Here is a 21,239-nt window from a genome sequence, read left to right as displayed (position 1 = left end):
CGGTTGGGGGATTTGGGGCTGCTTCGCAGCCCATCGGGGATAAATCCCCTCGCCACAGAAGCCCCTCACTTGATTGATCGGTTCTACTGTTTGCCCAACGCAAAGTTGGGCAACGCCCCCAGTGGCTGGTTGAACTGATACGGAATCGACACCAGCCCCTGCCCCGTATTGCGCTGCACCACAAAGTGCAGGTGCGGGCCGCTGCTGTTGCCGGTATTGCCCGACAGCGCCAGCGGGCTGCCGACCACCACCCGCTGCCCTTCGCGTACGCTCACCGAGCCCTGCTTGAGATGCAGGTACACGCCCATCGTGCCGTCATCGTGCAGTACTCGGACGAAATTGCCGGACGCATCATTGCCGCGCCCGTTCTGCGAGTTTTCGGTTTTCACCACCACCCCGGCCCGTGCGGCAATGATCGGCGTCCCCACCGGCATGGCGATGTCCATCGCATACCGGTTCTTCGGTCCGAAGTGGCTGTATTGGCCGTTGGCACCCTGGCTGAGACGGAACGGCCCGCCCCGCCACGGCAGCGGATAGCGATAGCTCTGCGCGGCGCCTGCGGGGTCGCCCAGCGAATACTGGAATTGCGGTGAGTACACCAGCGGCTGACCACGGGTAATCGCCGTGAGCAGCGCCAACCGCGTGTTGCTGCGCGCCGGCAACACCCGACGGATCGTCTGCGCCGGAACACCACGCACATTGCTCAGGCCGGTGAACGCCAGTGCAATCTCGACCGGCGCATACAGATCGTTGCGCACGAACACCACGTCGGTGCCCTTCTGTTTCTTGATGTCGAGGTAAACCTGACGTTCGAGGTGCTCGACCATGCGATCCTGAAACACGAACACCTTGGAGCCCTTGCTCGGCCGGTCGCTGTACGAGACCACGCCGTTGGCATCGGTGGATTTGTAGATGGTCATGGCCACAGTCGAGGTGGAGGCCAGGAAAAGACCACAGAAAAACAGCAGGCGCGCGAGCATGGGCAAGAGTCTGTCGAAGGAAGGCCTGGAAATGAGCCTAGCAGCTGAGACAGACCAGGCTAGTCGACAGATGTTTCAAATTGGGCAGCGCACAAAGCAAAAGATCGCAGCCTGCGGCAGCTCCTACATTGGAATGCGATCCTGTAGGAGCTGCCGCAGGCTGCGATCTTTTTCGATGCGCCGCTTACGCGCCCGGAACGAAATGCTTCTGCGCCGTGCCACGGGCGATCAGGCGGGAGATGTAGTCGAGCTTCTGCGCGTCCTGATCGACGAAGCGGAAGGTCAATTGCAGCCATTCGCTGTCCGGCTTCGGCTCGTGGGCGACCACGGCGTGCAGGTAGCCATTGAGGCGAGCGATTTCCGCGTTGTCGCCCTGCTCCAGATCGAGCACGGCACTGTCGAGGATCTGCGGCAGCGTCTCGGTGCGTTTCACCACCAGCAGCGCTTCCTTGATGCTCAGGGCCTTGATCACGCATTGCTGGGTGCCACTTGGCAGGCGCAACTGACCCTGACCACGACCGCCGACCGGCGCTTTCGAGGCAGCCGGTGCCTGCACCGGCGGACTGTTGAGCAAGCCACGGGACGGTGCAGCAGCAGGCGCCGCAGCAGCTGCAGCAGGCTTAGCGAACGGGTTGACCGCAGCCGCCGCTGGCGCAGCACCGACCACGGCAGCCTTGCCACCGGTCAATGCGCTCAGGGAATCGTTGCCGAACGCCGAGTTCATCTTGGTTGGCGCGCTGTTCATCAGGGCGTCGAGCTTGCCGACCTTGTTCAGCGCCTGCTTGACCTTGGTCAGCAGTTGCTCGTTGGTGAACGGCTTGCTGACATAGCCGGAAACGCCGGCCTGAATCGCCTGCACCACGTTCTCTTTATCGCCACGGCTGGTGACCATGATGAATGGCATCGACTTGAGATTGTCTTGCTGACGGCACCAGGTCAGCAGTTCAAGACCGGACATTTCCGGCATTTCCCAATCGCACAGGACCAGGTCGAACGCTTCTTTGGCCAGCATGGCCTGGGCCTTTTTGCCGTTGATGGCATCCTCGGTGCGGATCCCCGGGAAGTAGTTACGCAGGCATTTTTTCACCAGGTCGCGAATGAACGAAGCATCGTCCACGACCAACACACTGATCTTGCTCATCCAACACCCCTATAAAAATCCCGGCAAGCATACCGCTTTGCTGATGGCACATTGCCAACAATCTTCAGTCACGCCGGGACTTTTCGTTCGCGGGTGCTGCTTTTCAATTCAGTTTTCTGTTCAAGCGCCATAAACAAAAACGCCCGGCCAAAGGGCCGGGCGCTTTTCTCAGGCAATCTTACTTATCGTCAGCATCGCCCGGAACATTAGCGGTTTCGCCGCTTGTGCCTTGAACTTCTTCTTTCATGCGCTTGAGGCCCAGGTGGCGCACATCGGTGCCGCGCACCAGGTAGATCACCAGCTCCGAGATGTTACGCGCGTGGTCGCCGATCCGCTCCAGCGAGCGCAACACCCAGATAATGCTCAGAACCCGCGAGATAGAGCGCGGGTCTTCCATCATGTAGGTCGCCAGCTCACGCAGCGCGGTCTTGTATTCGCGGTCAATGACCTTGTCGTATTGCGCCACCGACAGCGCCAGATCGGCATCGAAGCGGGCAAACGCGTCCAGCGCATCGCGCACCATGTTGCGCACCTGGTCGCCGATGTGACGCACTTCGACGTAACCGCGCGGCGCTTCGCCTTCTTCACACAGTTGAATGGCGCGGCGGGCGATCTTGGTCGCTTCGTCACCGATGCGCTCCAGGTCAATCACCGACTTGGAGATGCTGATGATCAAACGCAGGTCGGACGCCGCCGGCTGTCGACGAGCGAGAATGCGCAGGCATTCTTCGTCGATGTTGCGTTCCATCTGATTGATCTGGTCGTCGATCTCGCGCACCTGCTGGGCCAGGCCCGAGTCGGCCTCGATCAGCGCAGTGACCGCGTCGTTGACCTGTTTCTCGACCAGCCCGCCCATGGCCAGCAGGTGGCTGCGCACTTCTTCCAGTTCAGCGTTGAACTGCGCGGAAATGTGGTGGGTAAGGCCTTCTTTACTAATCATGTTGGCGTCCTTGGAGCGTCCGGTATGGTGCGGCGGGCCGCAGCGTCAATTTCTGTGGGCAACCGTCATCTGCTAGCCGTAACGACCGGTGATGTAGTCTTCGGTCTGCTTTTTCGCCGGATTGGTGAACAGGGTGTCGGTGTCGCCGAATTCCACCAGTTTGCCCATGTACATGAACGCCGTGTAGTCGGAAACCCGCGCGGCCTGCTGCATGTTGTGGGTCACGATGACGATGGTGAACTTGGACTTCAGCTCGTAGATCAGTTCTTCGACTTTCAGGGTCGAGATCGGGTCGAGAGCCGAGCACGGTTCATCGAGCAGCAGCACTTCCGGCTCAACCGCGATGGTGCGCGCGATCACCAGACGCTGCTGCTGACCACCGGACAGGCCGAGTGCCGAGTCGTGCAGGCGATCCTTCACTTCATCCCACAGCGCCGCACCTTTCAACGCCCACTCGACCGCTTCATCGAGGATGCGCTTTTTGTTGATGCCTTGAATGCGCAAACCGTAGACCACGTTTTCGTAGATGGTCTTGGGGAACGGGTTGGGCTTCTGGAACACCATGCCGACGCGACGACGCAGCTCGGCAACGTCTTCGCCCTTGCGATAGATGTTGTTGCCGTACAGGTTGATCGCGCCTTCGACACGGCAGCCGTCAACCAGATCGTTCATGCGGTTGAAGGTGCGCAGCAGCGTGGACTTGCCGCAGCCGGACGGGCCGATGAAAGCGGTCACGCGCTGTTTCGGGATGTTCATGCTGACGTCGAACAGCGCCTGCTTCTCGCCGTAGAACAGGCTCAGGCCCGGGACTTCGATGGCCACGGTTTCCTGTTCGAGGCTCAGGCTCTGCTTGTCGCGACCCAGGGCCGACATGTTGATGCCGTGGGTATGTGTTTCGTGCTGCATGGGAGGCTCCCTGTGCTAACAAATTCGGTTCGTTGAACCGCCGGACAATGCCAGCGGGTTACTCAAATTCTGTGTCTGTCGCGACTCCTGTGGGAGCTGGCTTGCCAGCGATGGCATCACCGCGGTGTTACTGGCAGACCGAGTCGCCTGCATCGCTGGCAAGCCAGCTCCCACAGGGTCTGTGTTAACTGTCCAAAGCTTTGTATTTTTCGCGCAGATGGTTACGAATCCACACCGCCGACAGGTTCAACGTGGCGATCACCAGCACCAGCAGCAGCGCCGTGGCGTACACCAGCGGCCGTGCGGCTTCGACGTTCGGGCTCTGGAAGCCGACGTCATAGATGTGGAAGCCCAGGTGCATGATCTTCTGGTCCAGGTGCAGATACGGGTAGTTGCCATCCACCGGCAGCGACGGCGCCAGTTTCACCACACCCACCAGCATCAGCGGCGCCACTTCACCGGCGGCGCGGGCCACGGCGAGGATCATCCCGGTCATCATCGCCGGGCTGGCCATCGGCAGGACGATCTTCCAAAGCGTCTCGGCCTTGGTCGCGCCCAGTGCCAGCGAGCCTTCACGCACGGTACGCGGGATACGCGCCAGACCTTCCTCGGTCGCCACGATCACCACCGGCACCGCCAGCAACGCCAGAGTCAACGAGGCCCAGAGCAGGCCCGGTGTACCGAACGTCGGCGCCGGCAGTGCTTCGGGGAAGAACAGCCGGTCGACCGAACCACCCAGCACGTAGACGAAGAAGCCCAGACCGAACACGCCGTAAACGATCGCCGGAACACCGGCGAGGTTGTTCACCGCGATGCGGATGATCCGGGTCAGGGCGTTCTGCTTGGCGTATTCACGCAGGTACACCGCCGCCAGCACGCCGAACGGGGTCACGATCATCGCCATGATCAGGGTCATCATCACGGTGCCGAAAATCGCCGGGAAGATCCCGCCTTCGGTGTTCGCTTCACGCGGGTCGTCGGACAGGAATTCCCAGACCTTGCTGAAGTAGAAACCGATCTTGGTCATCGTGCCCATGGCGTTCGGCTGGTAAGCGTGAACCACTTTGCCCAGGCTGATTTCGATCTCTTTGCCGTTGGCATCGCGGGCGGTCAGTGCGTCGCGGTTGAACTGTGCATGCAGATCGCTCAGACGGGCTTCGATGTCCTGATAGCGCGCGTTCAGCTCGGCACGCTCGGCGTCCATGTCCGCTTGCGCGGTGGCGTCGAGCTTGCCGTCCAGTTCCAGTTTGCGGCCGTGCAGGCGGATGCGTTCCAGCCCTGCGTTGATCGCTCCGATGTCAGTCTTTTCCAGCGATTTGAGTTGCGCTGCCAAGCCGTTCACACGGTTGATCCGCGCTTGCAGCTCAGGCCATGCGGCCTCGCCCTCGGCGATCACCTTGCCGTCCTGTTTGACGTTGACCAGGTAGCCGTAGAAGTTGCCCCACTCGCGACGCTCGATCGCCATCAGTTCCGGCGGCGTGGTCTGGTTGGTCAGCCATTCGCCGACGACCCAGGTGAAGTCGTTGCCGTTCAGGTCACGGTTGCCGACCTTGATCAGCTCGCGGGTCATGAATTCCGGGCCCTGATCAGGCACCGGCAGGCCGGCGCTTTTCAGGCGTGCACGGGGCACTTCTTCTTTCTGTACCACTTCGCCGATGACCAGGTGATTGGCCTGGCCCGGTACGTCGTAGCTGGCGCGGATCAGGTCCGCCGGCCAGAAGTGACCCAGACCGCGCACGGCAATCACCGCCAGCAGGCCAATGGTCATGATGACCGCGATGGACACCGCGCCACCGCTGATCCAGACGCCCGGGGCGCCGCTCTTGAACCATCCATTCAGGGAGTTCTGTTTCACAGACTTCTACCTTTCTTAAAGCGACGAGTATTTCTTGCGCAGACGCTGACGAATCAGTTCTGCCAGGGTGTTCATGACGAAGGTGAACAACAGCAGCACCAGCGCCGAGAGGAACAGCACGCGGTAGTGGCTGCCGCCGACTTCCGACTCGGGCATTTCCACCGCGACGTTGGCGGCCAGGGTGCGCAGGCCTTCGAACAGGTTCATTTCCATGACCGGGGTGTTACCCGTGGCCATCAGCACGATCATGGTTTCGCCGACTGCACGGCCCATGCCGATCATCAGCGCCGAGAAGATGCCCGGGCTGGCGGTGAGGATCACCACGCGGGTCATGGTCTGCCATGGCGTGGCACCGAGCGCCAGGGAACCGAGGGTCAGGCCACGCGGCACGCTGAACACGGCGTCTTCGGCAATCGAGTAGATGTTCGGGATCACCGCAAAACCCATCGCCAGGCCGACCACCAGAGCGTTGCGCTGGTCGTAGGTGATGCCCAGGTCGTGGGAGATCCACATGCGCATGTCACCGCCGAAGAACCAGTTCTCCATGTACGGGCTCATGTACAGCGACAGCCAGCCCACGAACAGGATCACCGGAATCAGCAGCGCACTTTCCCAGCCGTCCGGGACTTTCAGGCGGATCGACTCAGGCAGGCGGCTGAAGGTGAAACCGGCCACCAGAATGCCGATCGGCAACAGCATCAGCAGACTGAAGATGCCCGGCAGATGCCCTTCCACATACGGCGCGAGGAACAGACCGGCGAAGAACCCGAGGATCACCGTCGGCATCGCTTCCATCAGCTCGATCACCGGTTTGACCTTGCGGCGCATGCCCGGGGCCATAAAGTAGGCGGTGTAGATTGCCGCGGCAACCGCCAGCGGCGCGGCCAGCAGCATCGCGTAGAACGCGGCTTTCAGGGTGCCGAAGGTCAGTGGCGAGAGGCTCAGTTTCGGTTCGAAATCGGTGTTGGCGGCGGTCGATTGCCAGACGTATTTAGGCTCGTCGTAGTTCTCGTACCAGACCTTGCTCCACAACGCGCTCCACGACACTTCCGGGTGCGGGTTGTCGAGCAGCAGCGGTTGCAGCTTGCCGCCGGCCTCGACGATCACCCGGTTGGCGCGCGGCGACAGACCGAACAGGCCCTGGCCTTCGGCTACCGGCTCGACCAGCAGGGTGCGGTGCGCGGTGCTGTGAAACACGCCGAGCTTGCCGCTGGCATCGAGGGCCACGAAGCCCTTGCGACGCTCTTCGGCGGTGATTTCAACAATCGGCGTGGTGCCCATCTGGAAGGTACGGATCTGCTTCAGGCGCAGTTCACCATCGGTGTCGCGGGCCATGAACCACTGGGCCAGACCACCCTTGGAGTCACCGATGATCAGCGAGATGCCGCCCACCAGTTGCGTGCTCGCGGTAACTTCGGCGTCAGCGTTTTCCAGCAGTTTGTATCGACCGTTGAGGCTCTTGTCGCGCAGGCTGAACACGTCGGCCTGGGCACGCCCGTTGACCACATACAGCCATTGCTGGCGCGGGTCGACGAAGATGTTTTTCACCGGTTCAGTCATCTGCGGCAGCTCGATACGCTTCTGCTCGTTGGTGACTTCGCCGGTCATCATGTTTTCTTCGCTGGTCAGCGACAGCACATTGAGTTGCGAACCGGTTGAGCCCACCAGCATCAGGGTCGAATCGGTGGCGTTGAGGCTGACGTGCTCAAGCGCCCCGCCGCTTTCGTTCACCGCAATCGGCGTGTTGCCGTAAGGGTATTCGATGGCCGGGGTGATGGTTTTCTTGCCATCGGGGTAGCTGACTTTATAGGTGTGACGGAACACCAGCGCCTGGCCGTTGGACAGGCCCACGGCGACCAGTGGATGACCCGGCTGGTCTTCACCGATGGAAGTGACGGTTGCGCCGGCAGGCACCGGCAGATCGACGCGCTTCAATTCAGCGCCACTGTCGATGTCGAAGAACAGCGCCTGGCCCTTGTCGGAAACGCGCATCGCCACCTGATTCTGCTCTTCGAGCGAAATCATCAGCGGCTTGCCGGCGTCCTGCATCCAGGCTGGGGTAATGGCATCTTTCGCGGTCAGGCTGGCACCGTGGAACAACGGTGCAACGACGTAGGCGAGAAAGAAGAAGATCAGGGTGATGGCTGCCAGCACCGCCAGCCCGCCAACGAGGACGTACCAACGGGTGAAGCGATCCTTGAGCGCGCGAATGCGGCGCTTGCGTTGCAGCTCAGGCGTATTGAAATCAATGCGCTTGGGAGGAGAAGTCGTAGTCATTGGGGAATTGGCCAGATCATTCATGCGCTCACCCTAGCGATCCTGTATGACAGAAAGATGACAGTGCAGTGACGCAACAAATCCACCGCCAGCGGGTACTGGTGGAGGATTGAAAATTCGGTAGGTCGTTGGACCTTTTTTGGAACTGCCTGAAACCTGTGCAGGAGCTGCCGAGGGAACCGAGGCTGCGATCTTTTGATCTTGCGATCAGAGGCCAGATCAAAAGATCGCAGCCTCGTTTCACTCGACAGCTCCTACAGGGGTTTCTGCAGATCCGGGGGTCAGCCCGGATCTAGGGTGTTACTTTTTTGCGACTTCAGCGCCGCCTTCCTGCAGGCCCAGATCAGCCAGTGCTTTTGCAGCAACTTTGGCCGGCAGTGGGATGTAGCCGTCTTTCACCACCACTTCCTGACCCTGTTTGGACAGAACCAGTTTCACGAACTCGGCTTCCAGCGGGGCCAGAGGCTTGTTCGGGGCCTTGTTCACGTAAACGTAGAGGAAGCGCGACAGCGGGTACTTGCCGTTCAGGGCGTTTTCTTCGGTGTCTTCGATGAAGTCAGTGCTGCCTTTCTTCGACAGGGCAACGGTCTTCACGCTGGCAGTCTTGTAGCCGATGCCCGAGTAACCGATGCCGTTCAGCGAGGAGCTGATCGACTGCACAACCGACGCCGAACCTGGCTGTTCGTTGACGTTCGGCTTGTAGTCGCCTTTGCACAGGGCTTCTTCCTTGAAGTAGCCGTAAGTGCCGGATACCGAGTTACGACCGAACAGTTGCACTGGCTTGTTGGCCAGGTCACCGGTCACGCCCAGATCGCCCCAGGTTTTCACGTCGGCTTTGGCGCCGCACAGACGGGTGGACGAGAAGATCGCGTCAACCTGTTCCATGGTCAGGTGCTGGATCGGGTTGTCCTTGTGCACGAACACGGCCAGGGCGTCCACGGCCACCGGGATAGCGGTTGGCTTGTAGCCGTATTTCTGTTCGAAGGCCGCCAGTTCGGTGTCCTTCATCTTGCGGCTCATCGGGCCCAGGTTGGAGGTGCCTTCAGTCAGCGCAGGTGGCGCGGTGGCGGAGCCAGCGGCCTGAATCTGGATGTTTACGTTCGGGTATTCTTTCTTGTAGTTCTCAGCCCACAGGGTCATGAGGTTGGCCAGAGTGTCGGAACCAACGCTGGACAAGTTGCCCGATACACCGGTGACCTTGGTGTAAGCCGGAATTGCCGGGTCAACGCCAGCGGCTACCGCGTGGGCAGTCGCAACGCCAGCAGCGACAAAAGTCATTGCCGCCATCAAACGCTTCAGTTTCATGCCTTACTCCTAGCAGATAGGGTGTGTTAATTCGGGGCCAAGTATCAGCAGGCCGTGTGAACACTCTATGGCTGAAATATGACAATTGGATGAAAGGCCAGCATCGGAGTTTTTACTGGATAATTCGAGCCGCCCCAATCGCGAGCAGGCTCACTCCTACAATTGAAAATACATTCCAACTGTAGGAGTGAGCCTGCTCGCGATGGCGTCAGAACAGCCGATGCGGAACCTGAATCAGCGCCCCTTCTTCCACAGCCACGCCCCGACCAGAATCCCCATCGTGCACAGCACCGCCACATAGTAGGCCGGGCCCATCGCACTCTCTTTAAGCAGCAGGCTGACCACCATCGGCGTCAGGCCACCGAAGATCGCGTAAGCCACGTTGTACGAGAACGACAACCCGCTGAAGCGCACCACCGGCGGGAACGCCTTGACCATCACGTACGGCACCGCACCGATGGTGCCGACCAGCAGACCGGTCAGCGCATATAGCGGGAACAGCCAGTTCGGGTGATCGCCGAGGCTGTGGTAGAAGGCCCAGGAGCTGATCAGCAAACCCAGCGAACCGAAGACAAATACCCGGCCGGCGCCGAAACGGTCGGCCAGCGCACCGGAGATAATGCAGCCGATGCTCAGAAACACGATCGCCAGGCTGTTTGATTGCAGCGACTCGGTCGGCGTGAAGTGATAGACCGTCTGCAGCACGGTCGGGGTCATCAGGATCACCACGACGATCCCGGCGGACAGCAGCCAGGTCAGCAGCATCGAGATCGCGATCGCCCCGCGATGGTCACGCAGTACGGCGCGCAGCGGCACTTCTTCGGCCAGCGCCTTGCGCAGTTGCAGTTCGGCGAACACCGGAGTTTCGTGCAGCCAGCGGCGCAGATAGACCGAGAACAGACCGAACACGCCGCCGAGCAGGAACGGGATCCGCCAGGCGTAATCCGCGACTTCCACCGGCGTATAAATGCTGTTGATCGCCGTGGCGACCAGCGAGCCAAGCAGGATGCCCGCCGTCAGGCCGCTGGTCAGGGTGCCGCAGGCATAGCCGATGTGCTTTTGCGGCACGTGTTCGGAAACGAAGACCCACGCCCCCGGCACCTCACCACCAATCGCCGCGCCCTGGATCACCCGCATCAGCAACAGCAGGATCGGCGCCCACATGCCAATCTGCGCGTAGGTCGGCAGCAGGCCCATGATCAGGGTCGGCACGGCCATCATGAAAATGCTCAGGGTGAACATCTTCTTGCGTCCCAGCAGGTCGCCGAAGTGCGCCATGACAATGCCGCCCAGCGGCCGCGCCAGGTAACCGGCAGCGAAGATGCCGAAGGTCTGCATCAGGCGCAGCCACTCGGGCATGTCGGCCGGGAAGAACAGCTTGCCGACCACGGTGGCGAAGAACACGAAGATGATGAAATCGTAGAACTCCAGCGCACCGCCCAGGGCCGATAGCGACAGAGTCTTGTAGTCATTGCGGGTCAGGGGTCGTGCAGGTTGCTCGGGCTGCGCGAGGCTCGAAGGCGCTGTGGTCATGGCAAGGGCTTCTCTTATAGTCGGATCTGCCGCCACAACAACGCTGGCTGTGGCTCGGACAGGTTCGGCACCATAGCAAATTGTTCGAAAAAGCACATAGAGGCGCGTATTTGACGGTCAAAATCAGAACCCGATGGTCGTCGCGGAGTCTACCGACCGATATACTCGCAACCTTGCTCCGGTTTGTAGGGGGTTGCTGTGCGAAAACGTCGTTGGCCCGGCCTTTGAACGGGATCAGCCGGTTTCGCAGAGTTTCCCTTCAGGCGCCTTATGGAAAACGTGACGAACGTAGTATGTTCGGTGCTGAATCGTTTTTCCTGAAGACGGCTACCACCAGCAATACCAAACGAAGAGTCACGGGTCAGAGGCCCCCCCGGCATGATAGAGCTCGAACAAGAAGATCCGATCCCGCAAGGCGACCTGGCCCTGCAAATTACCGCACTCCCCCGCGAAACCAACGGCTTTGGCGATATTTTCGGCGGCTGGCTGGTGGCGCAGATGGACTTGGCGGGCACCGCGATGGCCAGCCGCGTGGCCGGTGGTCGCGTAGCCACTGTCGCCATCGACCGCATGGCCTTTCTGGTGCCGGTCGCGGTCGGCGCGCAATTGTCCTTCTATACCCAGACCCTGGAAATCGGCCGCAGCTCGATCCAGATGATGGTCGAGGTGTGGAGCGACGACCCGCTGTCCAGCGAGTGGCGTAAAGTGACCGAAGCGGTATTCGTCTTCGTCGCCATCGACGGCAGCGGTCGTACTCGCTCGGTGCCGCCACGCGCGCGTTAAACATTGCCGCGGTTTTGCGGTCGATAGTCGTCCCAAGTGTCTGATCGAGAGCTGTCCCATGAACACGCCCAACGTTGAAGCCGTGAAACTGGATGAACTGAACTGCTGGCGCATCCGCCACGGTCAGGCCGAAGTGCTGGTGGCCCAGCAAGGCGCGCACATCCTCAGTTATCAGATCGACGGTCAGCCGCCGATCATCTGGCTCAACGACAAGGCTGTGTTCAAGACCGGTAAGAGCATCCGCGCCGGTGTACCGGTGTGCTGGCCCTGGTTTGGCATCTTTGATCGCAACCCGCAAAGCGTCAAAGCGATGCGCGTCAGCGATGAGCCGGCACAGGCCCACGGCTTTGTCCGGGCGATGGATTGGGAGCTGGGCGGTATCGAAGCCGAAGACCATGGGGTCAAGGTGGAATTCAGGCTGCCGTATCCCGAAGGCGGATTCCCGGGCTGGCCGCATCAGGTCGACCTGACCCTGACCCTGCACCTGAATGATCAGCTGAACATCAGCCTGACCAGCCATAACCGGGGTGCCGAAACCGTCAGCCTCAGTCAGGCGCTGCACACCTATTACGCGGTCAGCGATGTGCGCAACGTGCACGTCGAGGGTGTTGAAGGGCTGGATTACATCGAGACCCTGGACAACTGGAACACCCACCGCCAGCAAGGTGAACTGCGATTTGCGGGGGAAACCGACCGTATCTACCTTGACGCTCCGCCGCAACTGAGCATCGTCGATCCGACCTGGGAACGGCGTATCGTGCTGAGCGCCAGCGGTTCACGCACCGCCGTGATCTGGAACCCGTGGATCGACCGCGCCGCCGCGTTCAGCGACATGGACAACGATGGCTGGCAGCGCATGCTGTGCATCGAGACGGCGAATGTGATGGGTGATGTGGTCACGCTGGCCTCGGGGGCGAGCCATACGATGGGTGTCAGCGTCGGCAGCAAACCGCTTTAAACCCTGGCGCAAAACAAACTGTGGGAGCGGGCTTGCTCGCGAATGCGGTGTGTCAGATACATTAATCTGTCTGATACACCGCATTCGCGAGCAAGCCCGCTCCCACATTGGGTTCTGCGCCAGGTGTTTAGAGATCGGACTCCTGCACCACCCGCACCATGTCCGCGTCCAGCGCATACGCCGCATCGGCCAGGTCATTGCTGACCTTCTCGATCTTCAGCGTGCCGGTCACCCACAGCGGCGTGTAGATGTCATCCAGCTTCAAGCCCTTTGGATAACGCACCAGCACCAGTTGGTTCGGTGGCGGTGGCGGTACGTGGATGCACGCGCCAGGGTACGGCACCAGGAAGAACAGCGTGCTGCGGCCCTTGGCATCGGACTCCAGCGGCACCGGATAGCCACCGATGCGGATGTGCTTGTCGTTCATCGACGCCACGGTCTTGGTCGAATACATCACCGCCGGCAGGCCCTTGGCCTGTTTCATCCCGCCCTTCTCGGTGAAAGTGCCGGTGGCTTCCGGGGAGTTGTGGTCGATTTCGGGCATGGCCTCGAGGGCTTTCTGGTCCGACTTGGGCATCAGCTCGAGCCAGTCGGTTTCCGGCAGTTCGCCGGCGTGAGCCAGACCGCTGCCCAGCAAAAGGAGAGTCAACAAAAGACGGCGCATGAAGGTGCTCGGTAAAAGGTGCTCGGATGAAGGAAGGAGTTTGAATCGCCGAGCATTCTAGCCCTCCCCGCCGCAATGGCAGAGAGGGCCTGGTCGCCTGGATCAGTTCTTTTTGATCAGGCCGTAGATCACCAGCAGCACGATCGCGCCGACCAGTGCACCGATGAAGCCCGCACCCTGACCCGCCTGATAGATACCCAGGGCCTGGCCGCCATAAGTGGCCGCCAGCGAACCGCCGATACCGAGCAGGATGGTCATGATCCAGCCCATGCTGTCATCGCCCGGTTTGAGGAAGCGTGCCAGCAGGCCGACGATCAAGCCGATAAAGATGGTTCCGATAATTCCCATGGCATTTTCCTCTGACGCTCAATAGTAGATATGCCAAAGCCTAGTCAGACTTTGGCATCCTGCCATGAGAGAACGACGACTCCCGAAGGTTCCGCCGTTGCCAGATGAAACTGTTTACTCGGCGATCAGCGCTTCGACCTTGACGATCTGCGCCTGAAGCGTAGCCATGTCGGCGCAGCGCAGGTTGGCGTGACCGACCTTGCGTCCGGCCTTGAAGGCTTTGCCGTAGTGGTGCAGATGGCAATCTTCGATGGCGATGACTTTCTCTACCGGCGGAACTGCGCCGATGAAGTTGAGCATCGCGCTCTCGCCGACCTTGGCGGTCGAACCCAGCGGCAGGCCGGCAACGGCGCGCAGATGGTTTTCGAACTGGCTGCACTCGGCGCCTTCGGTGGTCCAGTGCCCGGAGTTGTGCACGCGCGGGGCGATCTCGTTGGCCTTGAGGCCACCGTCGACTTCAAAGAACTCGAACGCCATCACGCCGACATAGTCGAGCTGCTTGAGCACGCGGCTGGAGTAGTCTTCAGCCAACGCCTGCAGCGGGTGATCAGTGCTGGCAACCGACAGCTTGAGGATGCCGCTGTCGTGGGTGTTGTGCACCAGCGGATAGAACTTCGTTTCGCCATCGCGGGCACGCACGGCGATCAGCGAAACTTCGCCGGTGAACGGCACGAAGCCTTCCAGCAGGCAGGCAACGCTGCCCAGCTCGGCGAACGTACCGACCACGTCTTCCGGTTTGCGCAGGACTTTCTGGCCCTTGCCGTCGTAACCCAGGGTGCGGGTTTTCAGCACGGCCGGCAGACCGATGGCAGCCACAGCGGCATCCAGGTCGGCTTGCGACTGAATGTCGGCGAAGGCCGGGGTCGGGATGCCCAGGTCCTTGAACATGCTCTTCTCGAACCAGCGATCGCGAGCGATGCGCAGGGCTTCGGCGCTCGGATACACCGGGACGAATTGCGAGAGAAACGCCACGGTTTCGGCCGGGACGCTTTCGAACTCGAAGGTCACCAGATCGACTTCATCGGCCAGTTGCCGCAGGTGATCCTGATCGCCGTAATCGGCCCGCAGGTGTTCGCCCAGCGCAGCGGCGCAAGCGTCCGGGGCAGGGTCGAGGAAAGCGAAGTTCATGCCCAGCGGAGTGCCCGCCAGCGCCAACATGCGGCCCAACTGGCCGCCACCGATTACACCGATCTTCATCTCAACAACCTCAGGCAATACGTGGGTCTGGATTGTCCAGGACGCTGTCTGTCTGCTCGGCACGGAAGGTTTTCAGTACCGCGTGGAACTGTGGATGCTTGGCGCCAAGGATGCTCGCCGAGAGCAGCGCGGCGTTGATCGCGCCGGCCTTGCCGATGGCCAGGGTGGCAACCGGGATGCCCGCCGGCATCTGCACGATCGACAGCAGCGAATCGACGCCCGAGAGCATCGACGACTGCACCGGAACGCCCAGTACCGGCAGGTGGGTCTTGGCCGCACACATGCCTGGCAGGTGGGCTGCGCCACCGGCACCGGCGATGATCACCTCGATGCCACGGCCCTCAGCCTCTTCGGCGTACTGGAACAGCAAATCCGGGGTGCGGTGGGCAGAAACCACCTTGACCTCGTACGGGATGCCGAGCTTTTCCAGCATATCGGCGGTGTGGCTAAGGGTGGACCAATCGGACTTGGAGCCCATGATCACGCCAACCAGTGCACTCATCGTCGCGCCTCTTCTCTCTGGGCGCCCGCAGGCGCGTCAAAAACAACAAGCCACGCAGGATTGCGTGGCTTGATTGTACGAAAAATGGCCGGACGTACCGGCCGAAGGCCGCGCAGTATACCGCAAAGAAGCCAATAAACAGCCCCCGAAACGACCATCTGTCAAATCAGCGAAAGGCCCGGTTTTATTGACCTGAAGGTCAGCGAAAAAGATCAAAAGATCGCAGCCTTCGGCAGCTCCTACAGGGCAACGCATTTCAACCTGTAGGAGCTGCCGAAGGCTGCGATCTTTTCCCACAGACCCCGTCACTCAGGAAGCCTGTGCAGCGCCACCTTCAAGCTTGCGCCACAGCAACCGCACGTTGGCCTTGCGCACCAGTGCGCAGCGGTACAGGCGAATCTCCAGCGGCACGTGCCATTGCGGGCCGCCGCAGACCACCAGTTCGCCACGGGCCAGTTCGGCGCGCACGCTCAGTTGCGGTACCCAGGCGATGCCGAGGCCTTCCAGGGCCATGCTTTTAAGGCTGTCGGCCATGGCAGTTTCATAGATGGTGGTGAAGCGCAGCTGACGCTGACGCAACAAACCATTCACCGAGCGCCCGAGAAACGCACCGGCGCTATAGGCCAGCAATGGCACGCTGGCCTCGCCCTCCAGATCGAACAACGGCTTGCCATCGGCATCCGCCGCGCACACCGGAAGCATTTCGGTCTGACCCAGGTGCAGCGAGGGGAAGATTTCCGGGTCCATCTGCATCGCCGCGTCCGGATCGTAGAACGCCAGCATCAGGTCGCAGCCGCCTTCGCGCAGCGCGTGCACCGCGTCGCCGACGTTGGTCGCCACCAGCCGCGTGGCGATGTTCAGCCCTTCATTGCGCAGTTGTGCGATCCAGCGCGGGAAGAAACCCAGCGCCAGCGAGTGCGCGGCGGCGACTTGCATCACTTCACCCTGCCCGCCTTCCAGGTGATGCAGATGCCGCAGCACTTCGCCGAGCTGTTCGACCACGGTGCGCGCGGTCACCAGAAACAGTTGCCCGGCTGCCGTCAGTTCAATCGGCGTGCGCGAACGGTTGACCAAGGTAAGGCCCAGCGCCGCTTCCAGGCTGCGGATTCGCCGACTGAAGGCCGGTTGGGTCACGAAGCGCCGTTCGGCCGCCTGCGAGAAGCTGCGGGTGGCGGCCAGGGCACTGAAGTCCTCGAGCCATTTGCTTTCCAGATTCATCACGTCCTCCCGGACACGCACCAAAACAGGTCACACGTCTGCCGCGCACGCGGCGTCACACGGGCATTATGCCGAATGTGCATAGGCCAGTGTTTAACAGCATTGGCCCAAAAAATCCCAGAAGCCTAGCATTCGCAGCGTTCCGGCACAGACCGGGTCCATATCGAGATGATTTCTATCATGTCCTCCGCTGCATCATTCCGCACAGAAAACGACCTGCTTGGCGCCCTCGAAGTACCGGCTCAAGCGTATTACGGCATCCAGACCCTGCGAGCGGTGAACAACTTCCGTCTCTCCGGCGTTCCGATTTCGCATTACCCGAAACTGGTTGTGGGTCTGGCGATGGTCAAACAGGCCGCCGCTGACGCCAACCGTGAGTTGGGTCATCTGAGCGAAGCCAAGCACGCTGCCATCAGCGAAGCCTGTGCCCGATTGATCCGCGGTGATTTCCACGAAGAGTTCGTGGTCGACATGATTCAAGGTGGCGCCGGTACTTCCACCAACATGAACGCCAACGAAGTGATCGCCAACATTGCGCTCGAAGCAATGGGTCACCAGAAAGGCGAGTACCAGTACCTGCACCCGAACGACGACGTCAACATGGCGCAGTCGACCAACGACGCCTACCCGACCGCGATCCGCCTGGGTCTGCTGCTGGGTCACGACGCGCTGCTGGCCAGCCTCGACAGCCTGATTCAGGCATTCGCCGCCAAGGGTGAAGAATTCAACCACGTGCTGAAGATGGGTCGTACCCAGCTGCAGGACGCCGTGCCGATGACCCTGGGTCAAGAGTTCCGCGCATTCGCCACCACCATGGGCGAAGACCTGGCCCGTCTGAAGACGCTGGCCCCGGAACTGCTGACCGAAGTGAACCTGGGCGGCACCGCGATCGGCACCGGCATCAACGCCGACCCGCGTTATCAGGCGCTGGCCGTCCAGCGTCTGGCGCTGATCAGCGGTCAACCGCTGGTGCCAGCCGCCGACCTGATCGAAGCCACTTCCGACATGGGCGCCTTCGTGCTGTTCTCCGGCATGCTCAAGCGCACCGCGGTCAAGCTGTCGAAGATCTGCAACGACCTGCGCCTGCTGTCCAGCGGCCCACGCACCGGCATCAACGAGATCAACCTGCCGGCGCGTCAGCCAGGCAGCTCGATCATGCCCGGCAAGGTCAACCCGGTAATCCCGGAAGCCGTTAACCAGGTGGCTTTCCAGGTCATCGGTAACGACCTGGCGCTGACCATGGCAGCCGAAGGCGGCCAACTGCAGCTGAACGTGATGGAGCCGCTGATCGCGTTCAAGATCCTCGACTCGATCCGTCTGCTGCAACGCGCCATGGACATGCTGCGCGAGCACTGCATCGTCGGCATCACCGCCAACGAAGCGCGCTGCCGCGAACTGGTCGAACACTCGATCGGCCTGGTCACCGCACTGAACCCGTACATCGGCTACAAAAACGCCACCCGCATCGCCCGTATCGCCCTTGAAAGCGGCCGCGGCGTGCTGGAACTGGTGCGCGAAGAAGGTCTGCTCGACGAAGCCATGCTCGCCGACATCCTGCGCCCGGAAAACATGATCGCTCCGCGTCTGGTTCCGCTCAAAGCCTGAGCCGACGCGTTACTTGCAGCACCGCTCACCAGGTCGAGGGACTAGACACCTCTCACCTTTTGAGGGCTTGGGGATCAGTCCCCAAGCCCTTTTTTTTAACTTCTTTGCGGGCAGGACGTTAAATGTTTTATGTATTTGATACCGCCAAGATCGCAGCCTTCGGCAGCTCCTGCATGAACGACGTGTACCTGTAGGAGCTGCCGAAGGCTGCGATCTTTTGATCTTGCAGCACCCTCGTTTCGTCGCTTGCACCACGAGCGTGCAGACGGGCGCCGCACTGATCGGTATAGTGCCGCCCCTCTTCGCGTGAGCGGTCGTCGGTAACGAGGCCATAACCCATGCGAAACCCGAACTAATAACAAACCCGCGAAATGGACCGGGACGAAACCCTCGCCTCACCTGTTGTGCCGTGCGCAAACCGGTGTAACGCGATGTTTCTGAACATCCAGCATTTGCTTACACAAAAAACAGCGAGGAAAAATCCATGCTCGAAGTCATCAACGACTTCCTCTCAGGGAAAGTACTGATCGTGCTCATTGTCGGGCTCGGTAGCTACTTCACGATTCGCTCGCGTTTCGTTCAATTGCGCCACTTCTTCCACATGTTCGCGGTGTTCCGCGACAGCCTGAAAAGCAGCGGCGGGCAACTCAGCTCGTTCCAGGCCCTGATGCTCAGCCTCGCCGGCCGTGTCGGCGCAGGCAACATCGCCGGTGTCGGCATCGCCGTGACCCTCGGTGGGCCGGGTGCGGTGTTCTGGATGTGGGTGACCGCACTGGTCGGCATGTCCAGCAGCTTCTTCGAATGCACCCTGGCTCAGGTCTACAAGCGCGCCGACGGTGACGGTCTGTACCGTGGCGGCCCGGCCTACTACATCCAGCACGGCCTGAAGCTCAAAGGCATGGCCGTGGTGTTTTCGATCCTGCTGCTGGTGACCTACGGCTTCGCCTTCATCGGCCTGCAGTCCTACACCGTGACCCACTCGCTGCAAAACGCCTTTGCCTTCGACCCGCGCAACACCGGGATCGTCCTGGCGGTGCTGCTGGCCATCACCTTCATCGGCGGCATCAAGCGCATTGCGGCTGTGTCCGACCTGCTGGTTCCGGTCAAGACCCTGGCCTATATCGGCGTGACCCTGTACGTGATCGGCACCCAGATCGAACACGTACCAGCGATGCTGGAAACCATCTTCAAGAGCGCCTTCGGCCTCGACCCGGCCTTCGGCGGCCTGCTCGGCAGCGCCATCGTCATGGGCGTGAAGCGTGGCGTGTTCGCCAACGAAGCGGGCCTGGGCAGTGCGCCGAACGTCGCCGCCGTGGCTTCCGTGAAGCACCCGGGCGCGCAAGGCGTGGTTCAGGCCTTCAGCGTGTTCCTCGACACCTTCGTGATCTGCACCTGCACCGCGCTGCTGATCCTGTTGTCGGGCTTCTACACCCCGGGCTTCGAAGGTGACGGCATCGTCCTGACCCAGAACTCGCTCGCCGCCGTGGTCGGTGACTGGGGCCGTATCTTCGTCAGCGTCGCGCTGTCGCTGTTCGTCTTCACTTGCATCCTCTACAACTACTACCTGGGCGAAAACAGCCTGCAGTTCCTCAGCCGCAACCGCGCTGTGCTGATGATTTTCCGCGGTCTGGTTCTGGCGCTAGTGGTGTGGGGCTCGATGCAGGACCTCTCGACCGTGTTCGCCTTCGCCGACATCACCATGACCTGCCTGGCCTTCGTCAACCTGATCGCCCTGGCCATGCTGTTCAAGGTCGGCATGCGCGTGCTGCGCGACTACGACGAGCAGCGCCGCGCCGGCATCAAGCAGCCAGTGTTCGACTCCAGCAAATTTGCCGATCTGGATCTGGACCTGAAGGCCTGGCCGACCGAGGCGCCTGCCGCTGGCAAGGCTGAAGTCGAGCCGCAAGGCGTCCCTGCAGCGCAACGCTGACAGGTGAATGACGGGCGCATCCCCAGCGCCCGTCAGTTATTGTGATGCAATACCTGTGGGAGCGAGCCTGCTCGCGATAGCTGTCTTTCGGCCAACATCAATGCTGAATGATGAACCGCCATCGCGAGCAGGCTCACTCCTACAATGTCATCTCTTGTGGAGACCTCAGATGATTGCCAATTCCTTCCCCGCCGCCCAACACGTCATGGTGCTCTACACCGGTGGCACCATCGGCATGCAGGCCAGCGCCAATGGCCTGGCCCCGGCGTCCGGTTTCGAAGTCCGCATGCGCGACTACCTGCACAGCCAGCCCGAGCTGGTGGTGCCGCAGTGGCGCTTCCGGGAAATGGCGCCGCTGATCGACAGCGCCAACATGACCCCGGCCTATTGGCAGCAATTGCGTGAAGCAGTGGTCGACGCCGTGGACGTGCAAGGCTGCGACAGCGTGCTGATCCTGCACGGCACCGACACCTTGGCCTACAGTGCGGCGGCGATGAGCTTCCAGCTACTCGGACTGAGCGCGCGAGTGTGCTTCACCGGTTCAATGCTGCCGGCCGGCGTGACTGACAGCGATGCCTGGGAAAACCTCGGCGGTGCGCTGGTCGCCCTCGGCCAAGGTCTGGCGCCGGGCGTGCACCTGTACTTCCACGGCGAGCTGCTGGATCCGACCCGTTGCGCGAAAGTGCGCAGCTTCGGCCGTCATCCGTTCAAGCGCCTGGCGCGTCAGGGCGGCGGCGTGAAAGCCACGTCGATTCCTGCAGCGTTGAACTACAAACAGTCCAGGCAACTGGCGAATGTCGCGGTGTTGCCACTGTTCCCCGGTATCAGCGCCGAAATTGTCGACGGTCTGCTCGACGGTGGCATTCAGGGCCTGGTGCTGGAGTGTTACGGCAGCGGCACCGGGCCAAGCGACAATCCCGAGTTCCTCGCGAGCCTCGGCCGTGCCCGGGATAACGGTGTTGTCGTGGTCGCGGTCACGCAGTGCCATGAAGGCGGGGTCGAGCTGGATGTTTACGAGGCCGGCAGCCGCTTGCGTGGCGTGGGTGTGTTGTCCGGTGGCGGCATGACCCGTGAGGCGGCGTTCGGCAAGTTGCAGG

Annotated in this window: 18 protein-coding genes; 5 read left to right on the top strand and 13 right to left on the bottom strand. The window is 61.3% G+C overall.

Features of this window, described 5'->3' with window-relative positions; all coding sequences use genetic code 11:
* Positions 1–83: 83 nt before the first annotated feature.
* The 8 genes from DBR18_RS02575 to DBR18_RS02540 all read right to left on the bottom strand — a co-directional run bounded on the left by DBR18_RS02575 (position 84) and on the right by DBR18_RS02540 (position 10,937).
* On the bottom strand, positions 84–980 hold the full coding sequence (locus DBR18_RS02575; RefSeq protein WP_108589140.1) for a M23 family metallopeptidase: 897 nt from the start codon (positions 978–980) through the stop codon (positions 84–86).
* A 184-nt stretch (positions 981–1,164) separates the two neighbouring features.
* Entirely contained in the window at positions 1,165–2,121 is a 957-nt protein-coding gene (locus tag DBR18_RS02570; protein WP_108589139.1) for a response regulator, read from the bottom strand.
* A 178-nt stretch (positions 2,122–2,299) separates the two neighbouring features.
* The gene (gene phoU, locus DBR18_RS02565; protein ID WP_007962290.1) at positions 2,300–3,061 is read right to left on the bottom strand and encodes a phosphate signaling complex protein PhoU; all 762 of its coding nucleotides are present in this window, start codon (positions 3,059–3,061) and stop codon (positions 2,300–2,302) included.
* A 72-nt stretch (positions 3,062–3,133) separates the two neighbouring features.
* Positions 3,134–3,967, bottom strand: a complete 834-nt coding sequence (gene pstB / locus DBR18_RS02560; protein WP_007962289.1) for a phosphate ABC transporter ATP-binding protein PstB — start codon at positions 3,965–3,967, stop codon at positions 3,134–3,136.
* Positions 3,968–4,151: 184 nt separating this feature from the next.
* Complete coding sequence (gene pstA, locus DBR18_RS02555; RefSeq protein WP_108589138.1) at positions 4,152–5,822, bottom strand: phosphate ABC transporter permease PstA; 1,671 nt, start codon at positions 5,820–5,822, stop codon at positions 4,152–4,154.
* A 15-nt stretch (positions 5,823–5,837) separates the two neighbouring features.
* Positions 5,838–7,871 (bottom strand): ABC transporter permease subunit, encoded by a 2,034-nt coding sequence (locus DBR18_RS02550; RefSeq protein ID WP_177482335.1) that lies wholly within the window; start codon positions 7,869–7,871, stop codon positions 5,838–5,840.
* A gap of 528 nt (positions 7,872–8,399) precedes the next feature.
* Complete coding sequence (locus tag DBR18_RS02545) at positions 8,400–9,404, bottom strand: phosphate ABC transporter substrate-binding protein PstS (RefSeq protein WP_086792482.1); 1,005 nt, start codon at positions 9,402–9,404, stop codon at positions 8,400–8,402.
* A gap of 234 nt (positions 9,405–9,638) precedes the next feature.
* Positions 9,639–10,937 carry an MFS transporter gene (locus tag DBR18_RS02540; RefSeq protein WP_108589136.1) on the bottom strand — a complete coding sequence of 433 codons (1,299 nt, stop codon included), beginning with the start codon at positions 10,935–10,937 and terminating at the stop codon, positions 9,639–9,641.
* Positions 10,938–11,315: 378 nt separating this feature from the next.
* On the opposite strand from DBR18_RS02540, the gene DBR18_RS02535 reads away from it, so the two are divergent.
* A complete protein-coding gene (locus DBR18_RS02535) occupies positions 11,316–11,720 on the top strand; it encodes an acyl-CoA thioesterase (RefSeq protein ID WP_003229628.1) in 405 nt (134 codons plus the stop codon).
* Between the two features lie 58 nt (positions 11,721–11,778).
* Positions 11,779–12,678: a D-hexose-6-phosphate mutarotase gene (locus DBR18_RS02530; protein WP_108589135.1), complete on the top strand. Its 900-nt coding sequence runs from the start codon at positions 11,779–11,781 to the stop codon at positions 12,676–12,678.
* Positions 12,679–12,805: 127 nt separating this feature from the next.
* On the opposite strand, the gene DBR18_RS02525 is transcribed toward DBR18_RS02530, so the two are convergent.
* From DBR18_RS02525 to DBR18_RS02505, 5 genes are all read right to left on the bottom strand, one after another.
* Positions 12,806–13,342 (bottom strand): DUF3299 domain-containing protein, encoded by a 537-nt coding sequence (locus DBR18_RS02525; RefSeq protein WP_108589134.1) that lies wholly within the window; start codon positions 13,340–13,342, stop codon positions 12,806–12,808.
* A gap of 102 nt (positions 13,343–13,444) precedes the next feature.
* Complete coding sequence (locus DBR18_RS02520) at positions 13,445–13,690, bottom strand: GlsB/YeaQ/YmgE family stress response membrane protein (protein ID WP_003229635.1); 246 nt, start codon at positions 13,688–13,690, stop codon at positions 13,445–13,447.
* Positions 13,691–13,804: 114 nt separating this feature from the next.
* Positions 13,805–14,887, bottom strand: coding sequence for a 5-(carboxyamino)imidazole ribonucleotide synthase (locus DBR18_RS02515; RefSeq protein WP_108589133.1), 1,083 nt, complete (start codon positions 14,885–14,887; stop codon positions 13,805–13,807).
* Positions 14,888–14,897: 10 nt separating this feature from the next.
* Entirely contained in the window at positions 14,898–15,389 is a 492-nt protein-coding gene (purE, locus tag DBR18_RS02510) for a 5-(carboxyamino)imidazole ribonucleotide mutase (protein WP_003229641.1), read from the bottom strand.
* Between the two features lie 309 nt (positions 15,390–15,698).
* Positions 15,699–16,607 (bottom strand): LysR substrate-binding domain-containing protein, encoded by a 909-nt coding sequence (locus DBR18_RS02505; protein WP_007962273.1) that lies wholly within the window; start codon positions 16,605–16,607, stop codon positions 15,699–15,701.
* 180 nt (positions 16,608–16,787) lie between these two features.
* Here DBR18_RS02505 and aspA point away from each other — a divergent pair, with 180 nt between their 5' ends.
* From aspA to DBR18_RS02485, 3 genes are all read left to right on the top strand, one after another.
* Entirely contained in the window at positions 16,788–18,212 is a 1,425-nt protein-coding gene (gene aspA / locus DBR18_RS02500; protein WP_003229645.1) for an aspartate ammonia-lyase, read from the top strand.
* 484 nt (positions 18,213–18,696) lie between these two features.
* A complete protein-coding gene (locus tag DBR18_RS02490) occupies positions 18,697–20,142 on the top strand; it encodes a sodium:alanine symporter family protein (protein WP_108589131.1) in 1,446 nt (481 codons plus the stop codon).
* 169 nt (positions 20,143–20,311) lie between these two features.
* Positions 20,312–21,239: asparaginase (locus DBR18_RS02485; protein WP_108589186.1), on the top strand; the 928-nt coding region annotated here is incomplete at its 3' end.

This window comes from Pseudomonas sp. HMWF021 (assembly GCF_003061005.1).
Classification (GTDB): domain Bacteria; phylum Pseudomonadota; class Gammaproteobacteria; order Pseudomonadales; family Pseudomonadaceae; genus Aquipseudomonas.
The sequence above is the reverse complement of the archived record's forward strand: the minus strand, read 5'-3'. Positions and strand labels throughout refer to the sequence as shown.

Coding starts and splice junctions, on each gene's coding strand:
- DBR18_RS02515 (WP_108589133.1), bottom strand. CDS start 14,887: ATGAAGATCGGTGTAATCGGTGGCGGCCAGTTGGGCCGCATGTTGGCG.
- DBR18_RS02540 (WP_108589136.1), bottom strand. CDS start 10,937: ATGACCACAGCGCCTTCGAGCCTCGCGCAGCCCGAGCAACCTGCACGA.
- DBR18_RS02545 (WP_086792482.1), bottom strand. CDS start 9,404: ATGAAACTGAAGCGTTTGATGGCGGCAATGACTTTTGTCGCTGCTGGC.
- aspA (WP_003229645.1), top strand. CDS start 16,788: ATGTCCTCCGCTGCATCATTCCGCACAGAAAACGACCTGCTTGGCGCC.
- pstB (WP_007962289.1), bottom strand. CDS start 3,967: ATGCAGCACGAAACACATACCCACGGCATCAACATGTCGGCCCTGGGT.
- DBR18_RS02550 (WP_177482335.1), bottom strand. CDS start 7,871: ATGCAGGACGCCGGCAAGCCGCTGATGATTTCGCTCGAAGAGCAGAAT.
- phoU (WP_007962290.1), bottom strand. CDS start 3,061: ATGATTAGTAAAGAAGGCCTTACCCACCACATTTCCGCGCAGTTCAAC.
- DBR18_RS02525 (WP_108589134.1), bottom strand. CDS start 13,342: ATGCGCCGTCTTTTGTTGACTCTCCTTTTGCTGGGCAGCGGTCTGGCT.
- purE (WP_003229641.1), bottom strand. CDS start 15,389: ATGAGTGCACTGGTTGGCGTGATCATGGGCTCCAAGTCCGATTGGTCC.
- DBR18_RS02490 (WP_108589131.1), top strand. CDS start 18,697: ATGCTCGAAGTCATCAACGACTTCCTCTCAGGGAAAGTACTGATCGTG.
- DBR18_RS02520 (WP_003229635.1), bottom strand. CDS start 13,690: ATGGGAATTATCGGAACCATCTTTATCGGCTTGATCGTCGGCCTGCTG.
- DBR18_RS02505 (WP_007962273.1), bottom strand. CDS start 16,607: ATGAATCTGGAAAGCAAATGGCTCGAGGACTTCAGTGCCCTGGCCGCC.
- DBR18_RS02570 (WP_108589139.1), bottom strand. CDS start 2,121: ATGAGCAAGATCAGTGTGTTGGTCGTGGACGATGCTTCGTTCATTCGC.
- DBR18_RS02535 (WP_003229628.1), top strand. CDS start 11,316: ATGATAGAGCTCGAACAAGAAGATCCGATCCCGCAAGGCGACCTGGCC.
- DBR18_RS02575 (WP_108589140.1), bottom strand. CDS start 980: ATGCTCGCGCGCCTGCTGTTTTTCTGTGGTCTTTTCCTGGCCTCCACC.
- DBR18_RS02530 (WP_108589135.1), top strand. CDS start 11,779: ATGAACACGCCCAACGTTGAAGCCGTGAAACTGGATGAACTGAACTGC.